A 19,868-nucleotide genomic window follows, 5' to 3' on the forward strand; every position below is an offset into this window, starting at 1 on the left:
AACTAGTCGGGGCCGCCCGCGACACGTCGACCGTCGGGCGCGTGTCGGGCGCTCGTTCACCCGAGCAGCAGGCCGACACCCAGGGTCGCGACGCCCGCAGCGAGCAGCACGGCGCCGACCCCGAGCAGGATCACGGCGCGGTTGGGCTCCTGGCGGCCGCGTCCCATGGCGGCGAAGAAGAACCCGGCCGACATCACGATCGCCGCGAGCAGCACCCCGGTCTGGGCGAGCCACCGCCAGAAGCCGGTCAGCGTCGTGGCCTCGCCGAGGACCAGGCAGACGAGGCCGAGGGTCACCAGGACGCCCGCGTGGGCGTGCCCGGCCCGGAAGAAGCTCTTCTGGAAGTCGGTGACCTGCTCCTTGCCGGTGACGACGCGCAGGAGGAAGGCACCGCCGGACTCGATGGCGACCACCGACAGTGCGACGATGCCGGCGGTGACCCGAGCGGCCTCGGTGAGCTCGATCACGGCAGTCCTCCTTGTTTGCGAACAGCGTTATAGAACACTGTGCGCAAACCCGCGTCAAGACCGTAGGATCACCTGATGGCCCGTCCCCGCGTGCACGACGACGCCCTACGCGCCCGCCTGCTCGAGGAGGCGTCGACGATCGTCGCGACCACGGGTGCGACCGGGCTCACGGTCCGCGACCTCGCGTCCCGCGCGGGCACGTCGCCCTCGGCCGTGTACTCCCTGTTCGGAAGCCGGGAGGATCTCGTCCGGGCCGTCGGCGACGAGGCCTTCGCGCGCTTCGCCGAGCGGCTCGCCGCCGTCCCGCACACCGCGGACCCCGCCGCGGACCTGCTCGGGCTCGGGCTCGCCTACCGGGCGAACGCGCTGGCCGACCCGCACTTCTACCGCGTCATGTTCAGCGCGACCGGCGCAGGTCTGCAGGACGGGACCCGCGGACCGGCGACGGGCAGCGCGACGTTCCTGGTCCTGCGCGACGCGGTCGCGCGCGTGCTGGGCGAGGGCGCCCCCGCCGAGGAACCTGCCCTCGGGCTGTGGGCGCTCGTGCACGGTCTCGTCGAGCTCGAGCTGGACGGGCTCCTGCCGGCGGGCGCCGAGCAGCGGTACGCCGACGTCCTGCGGGCCGCGGGACCGGGCATCCTCGGCGGCTGACCTGCCGGTGTCGGAGGCGCGTGCCACGGTGGAGGCATGGCTGTCACCCGAACGCAGGTGCTCCGCTACCGCATCCACGCCCAGGAGCTCGACCGGGCGACCAGGAAGGACCGGAGCCCCGGCTCGGCCGCGATCCTCGACATCGGCGCGCAGGACACCGGACCCGACGGCGCGCTGTGGGCGCTCGCGCTGCGCGGCGTGCCGGTGACCGCGCACCACTGGCCGCACGAGCTCGCCCTGGCGTGGACCGTCCGCGCCGCGCCCCACGCCTACCGCCGGTCCGACCTGCCGGCGGTCGAGAAGGCGCTGCGCCCCTACTCGGACGCCGATGCCGCCAAGCGCGTCATCAACGCCTCGGGCCCCTTGGCCGACGCCGGCATCCCCGTCCTCGACGCGCTCGCGACGGTGTCCCGCACGATGCGCCAGGTCGTCACCGAGCCCACGGTCAAGGGGACGCTCTCCACCCGGATGACGAAGGAGATGACCGAGCCGTACCTGCGGTGGTGCCCGGGCTGCCACGCCACCCACCTGTACGAGATGCCGTTCCGGCTCGCCGCGCTGCACGCGGGGCTCGAGCTGGAGCCGGACACCTCTCCCCCGGTCGTCCGCCGCATCCCGCGCTGGCCCGCGGGCCAGGTGGGGAACCTCGAGCGGACGGACGACTCCGACGACGGACCCGTCGACCTGCTGCGTGGGCTCCTGCGCCTGCTCGGCCCGCTGACACCGAAGCAGGCCGCGGAGTTCCTCGACTCGACCGTCCGGGACGTGAAGGCCCGGTGGCCCGAGGACGCCGTCGAGGTCGCTCGGGACGGTGCGAGCATCCTCGACGCCGACCGCGCCGCGCTCGAGGACCCGCCGCACGAGCCGCTCGTGCGGCTGCTCGGCCCGTACGACCTGTTCCTCCAGGGCCGCGACCGCGAGCTCCTGGTCCCCGACAAGGCCCACCACAAGGCGCTCTGGCCGAGCATCGGGCGGCCCGGCGCGGTCCTCGCCGACGGCGAGCTCGTCGGTACGTGGCGACCGCGCGCGAAGGGCAAGCGGCTCGCGCTGGAGCTCGACGAGTGGGTGCCGTGGTCGAGCCGGACGACGGCGGCGGTCGGGATCGAGCACGAGCGGCTCGCGGAGTTCCGCGGGGTGACGCCTGCGTAGCGTCAGAGCTCGGTCAGGCGTCCGCGTTCGAGCACCACCAGCCGGTCCCGCCGACCGCCTGACGCGAAGCGCTCCTCGACGGCGGCGAGCGGGTCGACGAAGTGCGCCCAGTCGGTGTGGTGCACGGGCACGACGCGCGCGCCCGGCAGGAGGTCCGCGGCGGCGCTCGCCCGGGCGGCGTCGAGCGTGAGCGGCTCGGCGCCGAACCGGCCGACGTTGGCGCCGCCGACGAACAGCACGGCGAGGTCGATGCCAGGGATGCGCCGGCCGATCGCGTCGACCACGTCGAGCGACGCGTTGTCCCCCGACACGTAGACCGTGGGCCACCCGTCGGCCTGCAGGACGAACCCCGTCACCACCCCGCTGAGCGGCTCCGCGCCCTCCGGGCCGTGCCGCGCCGGGACGGCGGTCACCGTGACGGCACCGACCGTCGCCCGCTCCCACGGGTCGAGGCCCCGCACCCCCGGGACCCGCGCGGCGGCGTCCGGCGTCGACAGGACCGTCGGGACCGAGGCCAGGAGTGCCCGGCCCGAGTGGTCGAGGTTGTCGGCGTGCTGGTCGTGCGAGAGCAGCACGACGTCGACCGGGCCGAGCTCTGCCAGCGGCACGGCCGGCCCGACGAGCTTGCGGAGGGTGGCCCCGGCACCCCGGTACTCCCCCGGCGGGTCGAACGTGGGGTCGGTCAGGAAGGTCTGGCCCGCGTACTGGAGGTGCACCGTGGGGCCGCCGACGTAGGTCGCTCTGATCGAGGTCATGCGCCCAGCCTCGCCGGGCGGGTGCGTGGTCACCAGTGGCCCGACGGACACCGTTCGCTAGGATCGGGCCATGCACGAGATTGCCGTCGTCGCGTTCCCCGGGATCAGCCCGTTCCACCTCTCCGTGCCGTCCACGGTGTTCGCGGCCCGCTCCCGCAGCGCACCCACCCCGCGCTACCGCGTCACCGTGTGCGCCGAGGAGCCCGGCGCGCTGGCCACCGATGCGGGCTACGACCTGCTCGTCGAGCACGGTCTCGACGCCCTGGCGGAGGCGCAGACCGTGGTGATCCCGAGCTGGCTGATCGCTCACGACCCGTCCGACGCCCTGCTCGCCGCGGTCCGCGGCGCGCACGAGCGGGGCGCCCGGGTGATCGGTCTGTGCCTGGGGTCGTTCGTGGTCGCCGCAGCCGGGCTCGTCGACGGCCGCGAGGTGGCGACGCACTGGTCGGCGGCGGCAGAGCTCGCCCGTCGGCACCCGTCGGCGACCGTCCGGTCCGACGTGCTGTGGTGCGACCTCGGCGACGTCGTCACCTCGGCCGGGGTCGCGGCCGCGCTCGACTGCTGCCTGCACGTCGTGCGCAGCGACCACGGCGCCACGTTCGCGGCCGACGTCGCCCGGGCTCTCGTGCTCGCGCCGCACCGGGACGGCAGCCAGGCGCAGTACATCCCCGCGCCGGTGTCCCCCACGCCGTCCGCGGACCCGGTCGAGGTCGCGATGGGCTGGGCGACGGCACGGCTCGACGCGCCCCTGGACCTGGACACCTGGGCGGCGAGCGTGCACCTGTCGCGGCGGACGTTCACCCGCCAGTTCCGCGCCCGCACCGGCGCGAGCCCGTCCCAGTGGCTCCTGCGGCAGCGCCTGGTGCGGGCCCGCGTGCTGCTGGAGTCGACGGACGCACCCGTCGAGCAGGTCGCCGCGACCGCAGGGTTCGGTTCGTCGGCAGCCCTGCGCCAGCACTTCGCGCGCGAGTTCCGCACCAGCCCACGCCAGCACCGGGCGGCGTTCCGCACGTCCGCGTAAAAGATGTCGGTGGTCGGTCCTACGGTGGCGTCATGCGTTCTCGTCCCTGCGCGGTGCCCACGTGAGCCGCCGCGGTTGGATCCTCCTGGTCGCCGTCGGAGTCATCTGGGGCATCCCGTACCTGCTGATCAAGATCGCCGTCACGGACGTCACGCCCGTCATGGTCGTGTTCGTGCGGACCGCGCTCGGCGCGCTGCTGCTCCTGCCCTTCGCGCTGCGCGGCGGCGGTCTGCGCACCCTGCGCGGCCACTGGCCGGCGGTGCTCGGGTTCGCGGTGCTCGAGATCGTCCTGCCGTGGATCCTGCTCTCGAACGCCGAGCGCACGCTCTCCAGCTCGACCACCGGGCTGCTGGTGGCGACCGTCCCGATCGCCGCGGTGATCCTCGGCCGGCTCGTGGGCGACCGGCGTCCCGTGGCGCTCGTGCGCTGGGTCGGCCTGCTCGTCGGCCTCGGCGGCGTCGCGCTGCTGCTCGGTCCGGGGGCGGCCGGCGGTGACCCGTGGGCCGTCGCCCAGGTGCTTCTCGCCGCCCTCGGGTACGCCGCCGCACCGATCATCGCGGACCGGGGGCTGCGCGACGTCCCCGCCATCCCGCTGACGGCCACCTGCCTCGGCCTGACGGCGCTCGTCTACGCACCCGTCGTGGTCGTCACCGGTCCCCACGCCTGGCCGCCGGTCGACGCGGTGCTGGCCCTGGCGGGGCTCGGCGCGCTCTGCACCGCGCTGGCGTTCGTGCTGTTCTTCCGGCTGATCGTCGAGGTGGGCGCGGCGCGGTCCACCCTCGTCGCCTACCTCAACCCGGTCGTCGCGGTGGCGCTCGGCGCCCTGGTGCTCGACGAGGTCATCACGATCACCGTGCTCGCAGCGACGGCCCTGATCCTCATCGGCTCGGCGGCGGCCTCGCGTCGACCCCGCGACCGCGACCCCGACGACGCGCAGGCGGTGGTGGACGACGTCCCGACCGCCGACGAGGTCACCCGGGTCACGCCGACCTGACGCGCGACGGCCCCCGGCCTGCGGACAGGACGGGGGCCGTGCGGGTCGAGCGACGGGTCAGGACCCGTCAGGCCTCCACGACCACCGGGATGATCATCGGCCGACGACGCAGCCGGTTGGACACCCAGCGGCCCACCACGCGGCGCATGACCTGCTGCAGGACGTGCGCGTCGGAGTTGCCGTTGCGTGCCGACTCCTCCAGGGCAGCGGTGAGCTCCGGGAGGATGTCGTCGAACACGGCGTCCTGCTCGGCGAACCCGCGGGCGTGGATCTGCGGGCCGGCCAGCACCTTGCCGTCGGCGGAGCTGACCACGGCGAAGATCGAGATGAAGCCCTCGTCGCCCAGGATCCGGCGGTCCTTGAGCTCGACCTCGGTGATCTCCCCGACGCTGGACCCGTCGACGTACACGTACCCGCAGGGCACGGCACCGACGATCCGCGCGCGGCCGTCGATCAGGTCGACCACCACGCCGTCCTCGGCGAGGACCACGCGGTCGGCCGGGATGCCGGTCTGCACCGCGAGCGCCGCGTTGGCCACGAGGTGCCGGATCTCGCCGTGCACGGGCATGACGTTGCGCGGCTTGAGGATGTTGTAGCAGTAGAGGAGCTCGCCGGCGCTGGCGTGCCCGGAGACGTGCACCTTGGCGTTGCCGGAGTGCACGACGCGGGCCCCGAGCCGGGTCAGGCCGTTGATCACGCGGAAGACGGCGTTCTCGTTCCCGGGGATCAGCGACGACGCCATGATCACGGTGTCACCGGGGCCGACCGAGACCTTGTGGTCGTTGTTGGCGATCCGGGACAGCGCGGCCATCGGCTCGCCCTGCGACCCGGTGCACATGAGCACGATCTCGTCGTCGCGCAGGGTGTCCACCTGCTTGAGGTCGATGAGCACGCCGTCGGGCACCTTGAGGTAGCCGAGGTCGGCGGCGATGCCCATGTTCCGGACCATCGACCGGCCGACGAGCGCGACCCGGCGCTGGTGGGCGTAGGCGGCGTCGAGCACCTGCTGGACGCGGTGCACGTGCGAGGCGAACGACGCGACGATGATCCGCTTGGTGGAGTCCGCGAACACCTGGTCCAGGACGGGCCCGATCCCCCGCTCCTGAGCGACGAACCCGGGCACCTCGGCGTTGGTGGAGTCGACCATGAACAGGTCGACCCCGCGCTCGCCGAGGCGCGCGAACGCCCGCAGGTCGGTGATCCGGCCGTCGAGCGGCAGCTGGTCCATCTTGAAGTCGCCGGTGTGCAGGACGGTGCCGGCGGCGGTGTGCACGGCCACGGCGAGCGCGTCCGGGATCGAGTGGTTCACGGCGACGAACTCGCACTCGAACCCGCCGAACGTCGCGGTCTGCCCCTCGCGCACCTCGCGCGTCACGGGCTGGATGCGGTGCTCCTTGAGCTTCGCCTCGATGAACGCGAGCGTCAGCCGGGAGCCGACCAGCGGGATGTTCTTGCGCAGGCGCAGCAGGTACGGCACGGCACCGATGTGGTCCTCGTGGCCGTGCGTGAGGATGATCGCCTCGATGTCGTCGAGCCGGTCCTTGATGTACTCGAAGTCGGGAAGGATCAGGTCGACGCCGGGCTGGTGGTCCTCGGGGAAGAGGACGCCGCAGTCGATGACGAGCAGACGTCCGGCGTGCTCGAGGACGGCCATGTTGCGGCCGACCTCTCCGAGCCCACCCAGCGCGACGACGCGCAGGGCGCCGTCGGGCAGTGCCGGCGGCAGGGTGAGCTCGGGATGCGGGTGACTCATAGGACTCCTGGTGGGATCAGCGCACGACGACGTCGAGCAGCCCGGCGGCCCGCAGGCCGTCGCGGATCAGCGCGAGCTCGTCGTCGGTCGCGGGGACGAGCGGGAGGCGCACCGAGCGCTCGGGCAGGAAGCCCAGCACCTGGAGCGCGGCCTTCGCGGCGACGGCCTGGAAGCCGGCGCCGTTGAGTGCGTCGATCGCGGGGATGATCGATCGGAAGGTCTGGAGCGCCGCGGTGTGGTCGCCGGCGTCGAACGCGGCGACGATCTGCCCCAGCTGGCGGCCGGCGACGTGGCCCGCGACGCTCACGATGCCGACGGCGCCGTGCGAGAGGAGAGCCAGCAGCGCGGTGTCGTCACCGGAGTACCAGGCGAGGCTGGTCTCGGCGATCGACTTGGCGGCCGCGTAGGCGTCGCCGCCGGCGTCCTTCATGGCGACGATGCGGTCGTGGCCCGCGAGCGCGGCGATGGTCGCCGGCGCGAACCGCACGCCGGTGCGGCTGGGCACGTCGTAGAGCATGACGGGCAGGTCGGTGGCGTCCGCGACGGCCTCGACGTGCCGGCGGACACCCTCCTGGGAGGGGCGCGAGTAGTACGGGCTGACGACGAGCAGGCCGTGCGCTCCGGCCTCGGCGGCCTGCTCCGCCATGCGCACCGCGTGCGCGGTGTCGTTGGACCCGGCTCCGGCGACCACCCAGGCGCGCTCGCCGACGGCCTCGACGACCGCCTGGACCAGCTCCGCCTTCTCGGGCGCGTGCGTGGTCGGCGCCTCGCCCGTGGTGCCGTTGAGCACGAGCCCGTCGTTGCCGTGGTCCACGAGGTGCTTCGCCAGCCGTACGGCTCCGGCGAGGTCGACCGCCCCGTCCGCCGTCATCGGCGTGACCATCGCGGTGAGCACGGTCCCGAACGGGCGGGTGGGCGTGGAGGTGCGCGGCATGGGGCCACGGTACCGCCCCGCGTGCGCCCTCCGTCGTGGGGTTTCGCTCCTCAGGCGCGCAGGTAGGACTCGAACCGGTACCGCGTGCCGCCGGCGGCCGACACGTGCCAGCCGTGGTCGGGGTCCGCGTCGGCGCGCCGCCAGGACGCCTTGTCGAGCGCGGGGGCGCGGGTGTCGCCCCCGACGTCGAGGGAGACGACCGTGACCTCGACCCGGTGCGCGAGCGGGAGGAACGACCGGTAGACCTCTCCCCCGCCGATGACCCAGGCGTCGCGGTCCCCGACGAGCCGGAGCGCCTCGTCGATCCCGTGCACGACGAGCGCGCCGGCGGCCTCGAACCCGGCCGTCCGGGTCAGCACGATGTTGTCGCGGCCGGGCAGCGGCCGGAACCGCGCGGGCAGCGACGTCCACGTGGCGCGGCCCATGATCACCGGGTGCCCGCGGGTCAGCTCGCGGAAGTGGGCCATGTCCTCGGGGACGTGCCACGGCAGGGTGCCGTCGCGACCGATGGTCCCCGTGGGGGTCTGGGCCCAGACCAGCGCCAGGCTCACACGGCCACCGGCGCCTTGATGGCGGGGTGGTACTGGTAGTCGCGCACCTGGACGTCGTCGAACGTGTAGTCGAACAGAGACGCGGCCTGGTGCAGCTCGAGGGTCGGCGCTGGGTAGGGCGTCCGGCTCAGCTGCTCGCGGACCTGGTCCACGTGGTTGTCGTAGATGTGGCAGTCCCCACCGGTCCACACGAAGTCGCCGACCTCGAGCCCGACCTGCTGGGCGACCATGTGGGTCAGCAACGCGTACGACGCGATGTTGAACGGCACCCCGAGGAACAGGTCGGCGGAGCGCTGGTAGAGCTGGCAGGAGAGCCGCCCGTCGGCGACGTAGAACTGGAAGAACGCGTGGCACGGGGCGAGCGCCATCGAGGGGATGTCGGCGACGTTCCACGCGGACACGATGTGCCGGCGCGAGTCGGGGTCGCGGCGCAGGTTGGCCAGCAGCTCGGTGATCTGGTCGATGTGGCCGCCGTCGGGCGTGGGCCAGCTGCGCCACTGCACCCCGTAGACCGGGCCGAGCTCGCCGTCGGGACCGGCCCACTCGTCCCAGATGGTCACGTTGTTCTCGTGCAGGTAGGCGACGTTCGACTCACCGCGCAGGAACCACAGCAGCTCGTGCACGATCGAGCGCAGGTGGACGCGCTTCGTGGTGACCAGCGGGAACCCCGCCGCCAGGTCGAAGCGCATCTGGTGGCCGAACACGCTGCGCGTCCCCGTCCCCGTGCGGTCGGCCTTCGGGGTGCCGGTCTCGAGCACGAGCCGGAGGAGGTCCTCGTACGGCGTGGGCGTCTCGGTCATGCGCGACATCGTAGGTCGCCGCCGGCGGCGGCTCGTCGCGCCGACGCGCCGCGGACGACATACTCATCGGTATGACACCGCCGTCGCTGCCCCCCACCGTCGCCGCCCACGTCCCCACCGGGGTCCTGATCGACGGGGCGTGGCGCCCCGCGAGCACCGGGCGGACGTTCGAGGTCTCCGACCCCGCCACCACCGAGACCCTCTTCGACGTGGCCGACGGCGGTGAGCAGGACGCGCTCGACGCCCTGACCGCGGCCGACGGTGCGTTCCCGGAGTGGCGGGCGACCGCCCCGCGGGTGCGTGCCGAGCTGCTGCGGGCAGTCTTCGAGACGCTGACCGCGCGCACGGAGGACATCGCCGCCCTGGTGACGGCCGAGGGCGGCAAGCCGCTGGCCGAGTCCCGCGCCGAGGTCGCCTACGGTGCCGACTACGTCCGGTGGTACTCCGAGCAGGCCGTGCGCTTCGAGGGTCTGGCCCGCCGCGCACCGTCGGGCGCCAACCACCAGCTCGTCCTGCGCCGACCGGTCGGTCCGGCCCTGCTCATCACGCCGTGGAACTTCCCGATCGCGATGATCGCCCGCAAGGTCGCCCCGGCACTCGCCGCGGGGTGCACCGTCGTCATCAAGCCCGCCCAGCTGACCCCGCTGACCACCGCGTACGTCGCGGAGATCATCCGCGAGGAGCTGGAGGGCCGCGGGCTGCCGACGGGCGTGATCAACGTGGTGCCGTCGGCGTCGGCGCGCACCATCTCCGGTCCCCTGCTGGCGGACCCGCGGCTGCGCAAGCTCTCGTTCACCGGCTCGACCGAGGTGGGCGCCGCGCTGCTCAAGGCGTCGGCGGACAACATCCTGCGCACGTCCATGGAGCTCGGCGGGAACGCCCCGTTCCTCGTGTTCGAGGACGCCGACGTCCCCGCAGCCGTGCAGGGCGCCGTGCAGGCCAAGATGCGCAACGCGGGCCAGACCTGCGTCGCCGCCAACCGGTTCCTCGTGCACGCGTCCGTCGCGGAGGAGTTCACCGCGGGACTCACGGAGGCGTTCGACCGGCTGGTCGTCGGGCACGGCGCCGACGAGGGCACGACGGTCGGCCCGCTCATCGAGTCGGCCGCGGTCGACCGCGTCGAGGAGGTCGTCGCGGAGGCCGTCGACGCCGGCGCCCGCGTCCGCATCGGCGGCGACCGGCCCGACCGGCCCGGGTACTTCTACGCGCCGACCGTCCTCGACCGGGTCTCCGCGGACCTGCGCGTCATCACGGAGGAGACGTTCGGCCCGGTCGCGCCCGTCGTGACGTTCGGCTCGGAGGCCGAGGGCGTCGCGCTGGCGAACTCGACCCCGTTCGGGCTGGTGGCCTACGCGTACACGCGGGACATCGCCCGGGTCATGCGGCTCGCCGAGTCCGTGGACACCGGCATGCTCGGGGTGAACCGTGGCCTGGTCTCGGACGCGAGTGCTCCGTTCGGTGGCGTGAAGTCGTCCGGACTGGGACGCGAGGGCGGCGAGGCGGGCATCGAGGAGTACCTCGACAGCGTGTACGTGGCGATCTGACGGGTCACGGTCGTGGCACAGTTGCCCGCGTGACGCAGGACGCCGAGGGACGGGCCGCCATCCGGCAGGCCGTCTCGGTCTCCCTGGCCACCGGCCTGTACGGCGTCTCGTTCGGCGCGCTCGCCGTCGCGGCCGGACTGACCGTCCCGCAGGCGATGGCGCTCAGCCTCCTGATGTTCTCGGGCGGCTCGCAGTTCGCGTTCATCGGCGTCGTCGGCGCGGGCGGGCTCGCCGGTGCGGCCATCGCGACCGCGGGGCTCCTCGGTGTGCGCAACGGGCTCTACGGCCCGCAGGTGGCCCCGCTGATCGACGCCCGCGGCTGGCGCCGGCCCCTGGCCGCGCAGCTGACCATCGACGAGTCGACCGCCGTCGCGACCGCCCACAAGGCCCCGCACGCCGCGCAGCTCGGCTTCTGGTGGACCGGCGTGGGCGTGTTCGTGCTCTGGAACGTCTTCACGCTGGTCGGCGCCGTCGCCGGGGACCGGATGGGCGACCCGGCGAAGTACGGGCTCGACGCCGCCGCTGCCGCCGCGTTCCTCGGCCTGGTGTGGCCGCGGATCACCGGACCGGGCTCCCGGCTCGCGCAGACGGTGGCCGTCGGTGCCGTCGTCGTCGCGCTCGCGCTCACCCCGGTCGTGCCCGCGGGGATCCCCGTGCTGCTCGCCGCCCTCGTCGCGATCGTCGCCGGCCTCGTCGCACGCGAACCGGAGCCGGCCGCATGAGCACCGTCGCCACGTGGATCGCGCTGGTCGTCGCCAGTGCCGTCGTCTTCGCGCTCAAGCTCGCCGGCCACCTGGTGCCCAAGCACTGGCTCGCCGAGCCGCGCGTCGCACGGACCGCCGCCCTCGTCACGGTCGCCCTGCTGTCCGCCCTCGTCGCCGTGCAGACCGCCACCCGCGGCAACGAGCTCGTGCTCGACGCCCGGCTGCCCGCCCTCGTCGTCGCCGCGATCGCGCTGGCCCTGCGCGCGCCGTTCATCGTCGTCGTCCTGCTCGCCGCCGTCACCGCGGCCGTGCTCCGCGCGCTCGGCATGCCCTGAGGTCGTGGGCACCATCGGCTGCCGTCGGCCGTTGGGTGTCCGAACCCCCCTGCCGGACGCTGCACTCGCGCGCCCGGCACCATCACTTTCCGGAGGACCCCGTGGCCACTCCCGCCCAGCGCAGCTCGCTCGGTTCGTTGATCTTCTTCTCCCGCTGGCTCCAGGTCCCCCTGTACCTCGGCCTGATCGTCGCCCAGGCGATCTACGTCTGGCAGTTCATGGTCGAGCTCGGGCACATCTTCAGCGAGGTCTTCTTCCACGGCGGGATGAGCGAGTCGGCGATCATGCTCGCCGTGCTCGGCCTGGTCGACGTCGTCATGATCGCGAACCTGCTGATCATGGTCATCATCGGCGGGTACGAGACGTTCGTGTCCCGGATCAAGCTCGACGACCACCCCGACCAGCCCGAGTGGCTCTCGCACGTCAACGCGAACGTGCTCAAGACCAAGCTGGCGATGTCGATCATCGGCATCTCGTCGATCCACCTGCTGGCCAGCTTCATCCGGGCCGAGTCGATCCTCTCGGAGCCGCACGGCAACGCCGTGCTGCTGTGGCAGACCGCGATCCACCTGGCCTTCATCCTGTCGGCGGTCGCCCTCGCCTGGATCGACAGGATCTCGGCCAAGCACCCGCCGAAGGCGGCACCCGTCGTCGCCGAGGCTCGGGGCCCGGTCACCAACCCGCCGAAGGCGTCGGACGACCAGCGCGAGACGGTTAGCGTGGTCTAGTGCCCCTGTTCAGTGAGAACGCCGACGTCTCGGTCCGCCCCGCTATCCGGGGCGACGAGCACGCCATCGCCCGGATCCAGGTCGAGGCGTGGCAGCTGTCCCACGTCGAGGTCCTGGGCCAGGGCGCCCTCGACCTGCTCGACGCCTCGGCGATCGAGGCGCAGTGGGCGTCGGCGGTCTCCTCCCCGCCCGGGGCGGGCTACCGCGTGCTGGTCGCCTGCGACGGTCCGACGGTCGTCGGCGTGGTGTCCGTCGCGCCGGTCCCGACCCCGGAGGACCGGCCGTTCGACGCCCCGGGGGGCGCGATCCTCGCGCTCGAGGTCGAGCCCGCGCACCAGCGCGTGGGCCACGGCTCGCGGCTGCTCGCGGCCGCGGTCGACACGCTGCGCGAGGACGGCGCCGACCAGGTGCACACGTGGGTGCTCGACGGCGACGACGCGCGGGCGCAGTTCCTCTCGTCCGCGGGTCTCGGCCCCGACGACGTGGTCCGCGAGCTGGTCTCGGGCCGGATGCCCGACGGCTCGACGCGGACCGTCACCGAGCACCGCTGGTCGGCCTCGATCTAGGCCCGGTGCAGCCGGCTGGCCGTGCGCAGCGACTCGCGGGCGCGCCGCCGGTCCCCCGCCGCGTCGTACGCGAACGCGAGGTGGTACCAGGAGCGCCAGTCGTCGGGCTGCGCCTCCGCCCGCTCGCGCGCCGGCTCGAAGGCCTCGCGTGCGGCGGCCCGGTCGATCCGCCCGGCGGGCGACCGTGGCAGGTCGTCGACGGGCAGCTCGTCGGCGTCGGCCAGCTCGTCGGCCATCCGCTGCACGTCGATCGCGAGCCGCCACTCGCGCGCGACCAGCCAGATCACCAGGGGCGGCAGGATCCAGAACGCGATGCCCAGCCCGATCCCGACGGGCTCGCCGGTGCGGATCAGGGCGGTCGCGCGGGCGGCGACGAGCCACACGTACAGGCCGAGCAGCCCGGTCAGCGCCACGGCAGCGGCGACGGAGGTCCAGCGCAGTCGCTTCGAGCGGGCGGCCACGGTCACGCCAGGTCGAGCAGCTGCTCGAGCCCGACCGTCAGCCCGGGCCGCGAGCCCACCTGACGCACCGCCAGCAGGACGCCGGGCATGAAGCTGACGCGGTCGAATGAGTCGTGCCGGATGGTCAGCTGCTCACCGGCGTTGCCCAGCAGGATCTCCTCGTGCGCGACGAGCCCGCGCAGCCGCACCGAGTGCACCCGCACCCCGTCGACGTCGGCTCCGCGCGCCCCGTCGAGAGCCTGCGTGGTCGCGTCCGGCAGCGGACCGAGCGCGGCGGCGGCGCGTGCGGCCGCGATCGCTGCGGCCGTGTGCCGCGCGGTCCCCGACGGCGCGTCGACCTTGTCGGGGTGGTGCAGCTCGATGACCTCGACGGACTCGAACCAGCGGGCCGCCCGCGCCGCGAACGCCATGGCCAGCACGGCACCGAGCGCGAAGTTCGGGGCGACCAGGACGCCGACGCCCGGCCGGTCGGCCAGGTGGTCCCGCACGCGGGCCAGCGAGTCGTCGTCCCAGCCGGTGGTGCCGACGACCAGGTGGACCCCGGCGTCGACGAGCGCGTGCACGTTGCCCTCGGTGGCCGACGGGACGGTGAAGTCGACCGCGACCTGCGCACCCGCGTCGACGACCTCCGACAGGTCCGCGTCGGCGTCGACCGCGGCGACCAGCTCCAGGTCCGGAGCGTCCTGCACGGCACGGACGACCGTCTGTCCCATGCGTCCCGCAGCACCCAGCACGGCCACCCTGATGCGTTCGCTCACGAGGAGAAACCCTAACGTCAGGCGGCGACCCCGAGCGCCGCCGCGATGCCCGACTCCAGGCGTCGCAGCTCCACGTGGCCGAGCCCGGTGAACCGCTCCACCTCCCGGGGCGGGTAGCCCGCGCGCAGGTACCACCGCAGGACCGCCAGTGCGTCCTCCGGCCGGACCGGACCGGGCCCCACGGCGTCGCGGACGAACGCGGAGAACCGCACGGCCGCCAGGAACGCCTCCGGGGTGATCCCCAGCGTCTCGACGACCTCGCGGTGCAGCACACCCACGGCGAGGTCGGCGTGCCGAGCCAGGTCGGACGCCCGCACCAGGCCGCGCTGCTCGACGATGCTGCGCAGCACCGGGGTGAGCGCCTCCAGCGGCGAGCCGACCGGCGCCGGCACGGCGTGCGCTGCGAGGGCCGCGCCGAGGGTCGCCGCCGCGTCCGCGTCGCGGCCCTGGCCCAGTGCCGTCGCGCACTCGTCCTCGATCCCCGCGCCGAGCACGGTGGACACCGCGACGGGCTCGTGCGCGGCCGCGTGCACGCCCATGCGCGCGAGCGCCACCGGGTCGAGCTGGGCGCCGAGGCGCACCGACGGACCGTGCTGCTCACGGACGAAGGCCCGGTCGGCGAGGCCGCGCACCCCGCTGCCGTCGGCGGTCCGCACGAGGGTCAGCGGGTCGATGTGCACCCCGGGGCTCCCGACCGCCACGGTGACGAGCCCGTGCCCGTCGGGGAGCAGCACCTCGCGCTCCACCGCACCGTCGGGCAGGCGCACCACCCAGAGGTGCTCGACGATCCCGTGCGCGCTCGGTGGGGGCGCGTAGCGCCGGTAGACGACCTGGTCGAGGGCCATGCCCCATCATCGCGCGCGGCGCCGGTCGACGGGTCAAGATCAGCCCGACTCGTCCCGATGACTCCCCCATGGACCCGGCTCACGCGCTCGTCGACCTGCCGCGCCGGCCGGCGGCGGTCATCGGCGCAGTCGGTGTGGTCGTTCTCGTCGTCACCTACGCACTGCTGGCCTGGAACAACGTCCTCGAGGGCCTGATGTCCGCCGGCTACGGCTGGCCGGTCGACCAGGCGACCCTCGTCGACCTCACGGTCCGCTGGACGCTGACCGTCGTGCTGTGGTGCTCCGTGGTCTGGGTCGCGTCCCAGCGCCAGGCTCGGCTGGGGCACCCGTGGCGGGTGCCGGCGGTCGCGGTCGGCGTCGTGGCCGTCTGGGTCGCCACCTCGTGGAAGTCGGACTACCAGAGCGGTCTGCTCGCGGTCGCCGTCCCCTGGCCCGGCCCGGTGCCCGCCGTCGTCAGCCTCCTCGACCCCGCGAACGACCTCCGGTCCTTCTGGGCCCTCCGACCCGGCATCGCGACCCCGGTCCTGCTCGCCGCGGCCGTCACCCTCGTCGCCCGCGTGGCGGCCCGGCGCGCGACCGCGGACGGCGGACCGCCCCCGGTGCAGCCCACGGCGTCGGCGCGGTACACCGCACTCGTCGTCCTCGGCCCGCCCGCCATCGCGGCCGTCGCCGCGGCCGTCGCCGCGGCGGCGTTCCTCCTGTGGCCCTCCTCGCGCTACGGAGCGACGACGGACGTCGTCCTCACGGTGCTCGCCGACCCCGGCGCACGGCTCGCCGTGGCGATCGCAGCCGTGCTCCTGCTCGGCGGGACCGGACGCGCCGGCTGGGTGCTGACGGGCCTCGTCGCGGCCGTCACGGTCGGCCCGAACGCGCTGATCTGGTGGGCAGGGGCACCGGACGAGCAGCTGGCGGCCGCGGCGCTCGGCGCGCTCGCCCTCGCGCTCGCGGCGGCCGTCCATCCCGTGGCGATGGCCCTGTCCGGGCTGGGCGATGCCGAGCCGCGGGCGCAGGCGGCGGAGGTGCAGGGCCGGAAGACTGCCCGTCCCGACCTCGTGCAGCCCCTCGTCGGTCTGGTCCTCGCACTCGTGGTCGCGGCCTTCGCGGTGCGTGCCGCGGTGCCGGTCTCCCGGGCGGTCGCCGGCGGTCACCTCGGCCTCGTGACGCTGGGCGTGCTGTGGGAAGCGGGTTCGGACTGGGCCTGGTTCGTCGGGGCGTGCCTGCTCCTCACGTGGTCCGCGACACGCGGGCTCACCCGTCGGGGCTCCCGGTTCACGGCCGTGCCCCTCGTCGTGGCCCTGACGGTGGTTGTCAGCGACGCCCTCGCCTGGCACGCGTACGAGCGCGACTACCGGGAGCTGCTGCCCTACACGGTCATCGACCCCGGCCGGTTGTACGGGTCACCGGCGTGGGCCTTCACCGCGGCGGCGCCGTTCGTCGTGGGCGCCGTGCTCGTCGTCGCGTGGTGGCTCGGACGTCGCGTCGTGCCGGTCCCGGCGCCGCCACGCTCCGCGCTCGTCCCCGCGACCCTCGTCGTCGCTCTCCCCGCCCTGGCGTTCCTCGGGTTCGGCGTCGCCGTCATGGTCGTGGCCGGTCAGGGCGAGCTCTGGACCGGGCAGGTCGTCGCTCAGCTCCTGGGGCTCGCGGTGCTCGCCGTCCTGGTGCTCGGGTTCCCCCTCATGGCGTCGGGCGGAGGACGGCCCGGCGTGGTGGCGACGTTCGCCGGCGTCCTGGCGCTCCCGCTCGTGCTGACCAGCCCGCTCTCGGCCGGGACCGTCGTCGTGCTGGCCGCCACGGGGTGCTCGCTCTCGCTGGTGCCCCTGGCTCGCCGGATCGAGCGGGCGCGGTCGCCCCGTGCGCCGCGACCGGAGCTCGGCCCGGTCCACGACGGGGTCCACGCGCACGACCGAGCGCCGGCGTGACGCCGGGTCCTGCACGTCAGACGAACCTCCACAGGTGGTCGGCCGTCCCGCTGTCGTCCCACACGAGCGCCTGCGCGCCCTGCGTGGTGGACATGGAGTCCACGCCCAGCACGCGGCCCGTCGCGTTCTGCAGGCGGAAGTAGCCGCCTCCCCCGTACCGCAGCCGCCACCGCTGGGTGGCGGCACCCGTGTCCGTGATGGAGACCGCGCGGCCGCCGTTGCCCGTGCCGTCGACGCCGAGCACCTTGCCGGTGTGCTGGTTGCGCAGGCGCAGCAGCCCGTCGCTGCCGAGCGTCGCCGTCCACAGGTGGTCCGCCGTGCCGGTGTCGACCCACTGCACCGCCAGCGCACCGTCAGCGGTGGACATGCCCGACACGCCGAGCACGAGCCCGCTGTTGCGGTTCTGCAGGCGTCGCGCCCCCGTGGGCACGACGCGCCAGCGGTTGTCGGCGCTGCCGTCGTCGCCCGCCATGACGGCCTGCGCACCCTGCGAGGTCGCATTGCCCTGGAGGCCCAGGACCCGCGACGTGTGCACGTTGCGGACGCGGTGGGTCCCGTCACCGCCGTCCACCAGCACCCAGCGGTGGTCAGCGGTGCCCGTGTCACCCCACTGCAGGACGCGCGCGCCGTCCGCGGTCGACATGTTCTCGACGCCGAGCACCTTGCTGCTGTGCACGTTCCGGAGCTTGAGCGCGTCACCATCGGCCACGAACAGCCAGTCGTGGTCCGCGGACCCGTTGTCTCCCCACTGCAGCGCCAGGCCGCCATCGGCGGTGGACATGCCCGAGACGCCGAGCACGAGGCCGCTGGCGACGTTCACCAGGCGGTACGGGCCCGACGAGCCCGTGGCCCCACCGCCCTGGCCGCCCGTGCGCCAGTAGACGGTGTAGTTGTGACCGTGGGCGTCGTAGAACGGGCCGAGCCCGACGTTCTGCCCGTCGGCCTGCGCGGTGAACGCCAGCGAGGTGGTGCTGGTGCGGGTGACGGACGCGACGTCCAGCGACGGCGGGCCGGACAGCGTGCGGTCGCCGTAGTTGCCGGACAGCAGGGTGGGACCGTAGAAGACCGCCCCCGTGCCGGCGTTGTCGTTGGTCGGCTCCACCCGCACACTCATCGGCAGCCGGAGGGCGAGCGCGTCGCCCGCGGCCCAGGTGCGGGTGACCGACGCGTACGACCCCGGGGCGGCCGCGACGTCCAGCGCAGCTCCGTTCAGGGTCAGCGAGGCGCCCGTGGCCCAGGCCGGGATACGCACCCGGACCGTCCAGGACCCCGACGGGCTCCCGCCGATCGTCAGGGTCGTCGTGTCCCCGACGGGGTATGACGTGGCCTGGGTGACCGTCACGTTGCGGGCGGCCCACGTCAGGGTGGACGGCATGAACAGGTTGACCGTCAGCGTGGTGCCCTCGGAGAAGTAGATCGAGTCCATGAGCTTGGTGTTGGTCTCGATCCCGGTGCCCTGGCAGCACCAGAACGTCGTATAGGGCGTGGAGAACGTGCCGCCGCCCCAGGCCGGGCCCGAGGAGGGCGTGCCGCGCCGGCCGCCGGGACGCAGCGGCGTGAAGTAGGAGAACCCGCCCATCGAGTCGGACGGGTCCTGCGCGCCGAGCAGGTGGTTGAGCAGCGCCCGCTCGTAGTAGTCGAAGTAGCCCGCGTTGTCGGGGTCGAGCGTCCACAGCTCGCGCGTGAGCTTGAGCATGTTGTAGGTGTTGCACTGCTCGGCCGTGTCGTTGTCCAGGTACGTCGAGATCGCGTTCGGGGGACGGAAGTGCTCGGCCTCGCTGTTGCCGCCGATCGCGTACGTGTGCGCGCCCACCGTGATGGCCCAGGCGTTGCGGGCGATGTCCCGGTACCGCGTCGCGCCCGTGGACTTGTACTCGCGCGCGGCACCGACCCACTTGGGTACCTGCGTGTTGGCGTGCAGGCCGTTCAGCTGGTCACGGTTGGAGGCGAGCGGGTCGAACACCGACGCGTGATCGAAGCGCTGCGCCACGGTGAGCCAGCGCTGGTCGTTGGTCATGAGGTAGAGGTCGGCGAACACCGCGTTCATGCCGCCGAACTCGACCCGCAGGGCGACCTGCATCTGCGACTGCGACAGCCGGCCGGTGCGAGCGTCCACCCAGCCCGCGAACCGCAGCAGGACGTCGCGCGCCTGCGTGCTGCCCAGCAGCCGCCAGACGTCCAGCAGACCGGCGAGCGTCTTGTGGATCGCGTAGTACGAGACGTTGCCGGACCCGGTCTCGACGGCGTTGAAGTCGGACTCCGGGAAGCCGGACAGGTACCCCGTCGTGAACCCGGCGGCGCCGTTGTTGGCCTGGCACGTGGCGAGCTCCGCCACCATCGTCGTCGCCTTGTCACGGCACGTCGTGTCGCCCAGCACCGCCCACGCCTGCGCCCAGGCCGTGAGGAAGTGGCCCTGGCTGTGGGTGCGGAACGGGAAGTTCGGAGCCTCCCATCCGCCGAGCGCCTGGGCGCCCTGCGTCGACAGCCGGTGGTTGGCACGGAAGTTGTACAGCAGACGGTTGACGTCGACACTGCGCAGGTACGCGAGCGTGCGGTCCTGGTTCTGCGTCCACCGGCTCGCCGCCAGGCGCACCTGGCCGAGCTCGAAGGGCCGGGCGCGGGTGCCGATCTCGGCACGGGCCTGGGCCAGCTCGGCGGCGTACGAGCGGGTGATCGGTCCCAGCTGCGGACCGGCCGCGGCGGCGAGGCCCGCCACGCCCGCCAGCTGCAGCAGCCGGCGGCGGGAGAGCGCCGTGCTCGGTCGGGCGGACTCGGGTCGTCCGGGCTCCTGGTGCATGCCGAACCTCTCCGTCGAGGTGATGTTAGCGCTCACAATTGGTACCGGAGCGACGCTAGGCGCTCTGCGGCCGCGCGTACACGGCGGAGACGAAACCGAAACGCTTCGGATCCTCGAACGGGGGCGCAGCACCCGA

Annotated in this window: 20 protein-coding genes; 10 read left to right on the plus strand and 10 right to left on the minus strand. The window is 73.8% G+C overall.

The window, feature by feature from the left end; genetic code table 11:
- Positions 1-56 precede the first annotated feature (56 nt).
- On the minus strand, positions 57-467 hold the full coding sequence (locus tag ACXJKF_RS04020; protein ID WP_456786452.1) for a hypothetical protein: 411 nt from the start codon (positions 465-467) through the stop codon (positions 57-59).
- Between the two features lie 75 nt (positions 468-542).
- Between ACXJKF_RS04020 and ACXJKF_RS04025 the strand changes: the two genes are divergently transcribed.
- Together ACXJKF_RS04025 and ACXJKF_RS04030 are read left to right on the plus strand one after the other, a co-directional pair.
- On the plus strand, positions 543-1,118 hold the full coding sequence (locus ACXJKF_RS04025) for a TetR/AcrR family transcriptional regulator (protein WP_456786453.1): 576 nt from the start codon (positions 543-545) through the stop codon (positions 1,116-1,118).
- A gap of 36 nt (positions 1,119-1,154) precedes the next feature.
- Positions 1,155-2,267 carry a DNA glycosylase AlkZ-like family protein gene (locus ACXJKF_RS04030; protein ID WP_456786454.1) on the plus strand — a complete coding sequence of 371 codons (1,113 nt, stop codon included), beginning with the start codon at positions 1,155-1,157 and terminating at the stop codon, positions 2,265-2,267.
- 2 nt (positions 2,268-2,269) lie between these two features.
- Here the strand turns inward: ACXJKF_RS04030 and ACXJKF_RS04035 are convergent, their stop codons facing one another.
- The gene (locus ACXJKF_RS04035; protein ID WP_456786455.1) at positions 2,270-3,022 is read right to left on the minus strand and encodes an MBL fold metallo-hydrolase; all 753 of its coding nucleotides are present in this window, start codon (positions 3,020-3,022) and stop codon (positions 2,270-2,272) included.
- A 70-nt stretch (positions 3,023-3,092) separates the two neighbouring features.
- Here ACXJKF_RS04035 and ACXJKF_RS04040 point away from each other — a divergent pair, with 70 nt between their 5' ends.
- Complete coding sequence (locus ACXJKF_RS04040; protein ID WP_456786456.1) at positions 3,093-4,043, plus strand: GlxA family transcriptional regulator; 951 nt, start codon at positions 3,093-3,095, stop codon at positions 4,041-4,043.
- 61 nt (positions 4,044-4,104) lie between these two features.
- The gene (locus tag ACXJKF_RS04045; protein WP_456786457.1) at positions 4,105-5,037 is read left to right on the plus strand and encodes a DMT family transporter; all 933 of its coding nucleotides are present in this window, start codon (positions 4,105-4,107) and stop codon (positions 5,035-5,037) included.
- A gap of 67 nt (positions 5,038-5,104) precedes the next feature.
- On the opposite strand, the gene ACXJKF_RS04050 is transcribed toward ACXJKF_RS04045, so the two are convergent.
- From ACXJKF_RS04050 to ACXJKF_RS04065, 4 genes are read right to left on the minus strand one after another with little or no spacing between them, the layout of a single operon-like run.
- A complete protein-coding gene (locus tag ACXJKF_RS04050; RefSeq protein WP_456786458.1) occupies positions 5,105-6,790 on the minus strand; it encodes a ribonuclease J in 1,686 nt (561 codons plus the stop codon).
- A 16-nt stretch (positions 6,791-6,806) separates the two neighbouring features.
- On the minus strand, positions 6,807-7,724 hold the full coding sequence (dapA, locus tag ACXJKF_RS04055; protein WP_456786459.1) for a 4-hydroxy-tetrahydrodipicolinate synthase: 918 nt from the start codon (positions 7,722-7,724) through the stop codon (positions 6,807-6,809).
- A gap of 50 nt (positions 7,725-7,774) precedes the next feature.
- Positions 7,775-8,275, minus strand: coding sequence for a dihydrofolate reductase (locus ACXJKF_RS04060; protein ID WP_456786460.1), 501 nt, complete (start codon positions 8,273-8,275; stop codon positions 7,775-7,777).
- The gene (locus ACXJKF_RS04065; protein WP_456786461.1) at positions 8,272-9,075 is read right to left on the minus strand and encodes a thymidylate synthase; all 804 of its coding nucleotides are present in this window, start codon (positions 9,073-9,075) and stop codon (positions 8,272-8,274) included. The genes ACXJKF_RS04060 and ACXJKF_RS04065 overlap by 4 nt, the downstream gene beginning before the upstream one ends.
- Before the next feature lie 71 nt (positions 9,076-9,146).
- On the opposite strand from ACXJKF_RS04065, the gene ACXJKF_RS04070 reads away from it, so the two are divergent.
- From ACXJKF_RS04070 to ACXJKF_RS04090, 5 genes are all read left to right on the plus strand, one after another.
- A complete protein-coding gene (locus ACXJKF_RS04070; protein ID WP_456786462.1) occupies positions 9,147-10,619 on the plus strand; it encodes an NAD-dependent succinate-semialdehyde dehydrogenase in 1,473 nt (490 codons plus the stop codon).
- A 29-nt stretch (positions 10,620-10,648) separates the two neighbouring features.
- Positions 10,649-11,341, plus strand: coding sequence for an AzlC family ABC transporter permease (locus tag ACXJKF_RS04075; RefSeq protein WP_456786463.1), 693 nt, complete (start codon positions 10,649-10,651; stop codon positions 11,339-11,341).
- The gene (locus ACXJKF_RS04080; protein ID WP_055922133.1) at positions 11,338-11,658 is read left to right on the plus strand and encodes an AzlD domain-containing protein; all 321 of its coding nucleotides are present in this window, start codon (positions 11,338-11,340) and stop codon (positions 11,656-11,658) included. Before ACXJKF_RS04075 ends, ACXJKF_RS04080 begins: the two co-directional genes overlap by 4 nt.
- 101 nt (positions 11,659-11,759) lie before the next feature.
- Positions 11,760-12,386, plus strand: a complete 627-nt coding sequence (locus tag ACXJKF_RS04085; protein WP_456786464.1) for a TIGR00645 family protein — start codon at positions 11,760-11,762, stop codon at positions 12,384-12,386.
- On the plus strand, positions 12,386-12,952 hold the full coding sequence (locus ACXJKF_RS04090) for an N-acetyltransferase family protein (protein ID WP_456786465.1): 567 nt from the start codon (positions 12,386-12,388) through the stop codon (positions 12,950-12,952). Before ACXJKF_RS04085 ends, ACXJKF_RS04090 begins: the two co-directional genes overlap by 1 nt.
- Here ACXJKF_RS04090 and ACXJKF_RS04095 read toward each other — a convergent pair.
- From ACXJKF_RS04095 to ACXJKF_RS04105, 3 genes are read right to left on the minus strand one after another with little or no spacing between them, the layout of a single operon-like run.
- Positions 12,949-13,419: a hypothetical protein gene (locus ACXJKF_RS04095; RefSeq protein WP_456786466.1), complete on the minus strand. Its 471-nt coding sequence runs from the start codon at positions 13,417-13,419 to the stop codon at positions 12,949-12,951. The genes ACXJKF_RS04090 and ACXJKF_RS04095 overlap by 4 nt on opposite strands.
- Positions 13,416-14,171, minus strand: coding sequence for a 4-hydroxy-tetrahydrodipicolinate reductase (gene dapB, locus ACXJKF_RS04100; protein ID WP_456786467.1), 756 nt, complete (start codon positions 14,169-14,171; stop codon positions 13,416-13,418). Before dapB ends, ACXJKF_RS04095 begins: the two co-directional genes overlap by 4 nt.
- A gap of 17 nt (positions 14,172-14,188) precedes the next feature.
- The gene (locus tag ACXJKF_RS04105) at positions 14,189-15,016 is read right to left on the minus strand and encodes a hypothetical protein (protein ID WP_456786468.1); all 828 of its coding nucleotides are present in this window, start codon (positions 15,014-15,016) and stop codon (positions 14,189-14,191) included.
- A 68-nt stretch (positions 15,017-15,084) separates the two neighbouring features.
- Between ACXJKF_RS04105 and ACXJKF_RS04110 the strand changes: the two genes are divergently transcribed.
- Complete coding sequence (locus ACXJKF_RS04110; RefSeq protein ID WP_456786469.1) at positions 15,085-16,935, plus strand: hypothetical protein; 1,851 nt, start codon at positions 15,085-15,087, stop codon at positions 16,933-16,935.
- 16 nt (positions 16,936-16,951) lie between these two features.
- Here the strand turns inward: ACXJKF_RS04110 and ACXJKF_RS04115 are convergent, their stop codons facing one another.
- Positions 16,952-19,768 carry a beta-L-arabinofuranosidase domain-containing protein gene (locus tag ACXJKF_RS04115; protein ID WP_456786470.1) on the minus strand — a complete coding sequence of 939 codons (2,817 nt, stop codon included), beginning with the start codon at positions 19,766-19,768 and terminating at the stop codon, positions 16,952-16,954.
- Between the last annotated feature and the right edge of the window lie 100 nt (positions 19,769-19,868).

Source organism: Cellulomonas sp. P5_C5 (assembly GCF_054049655.1).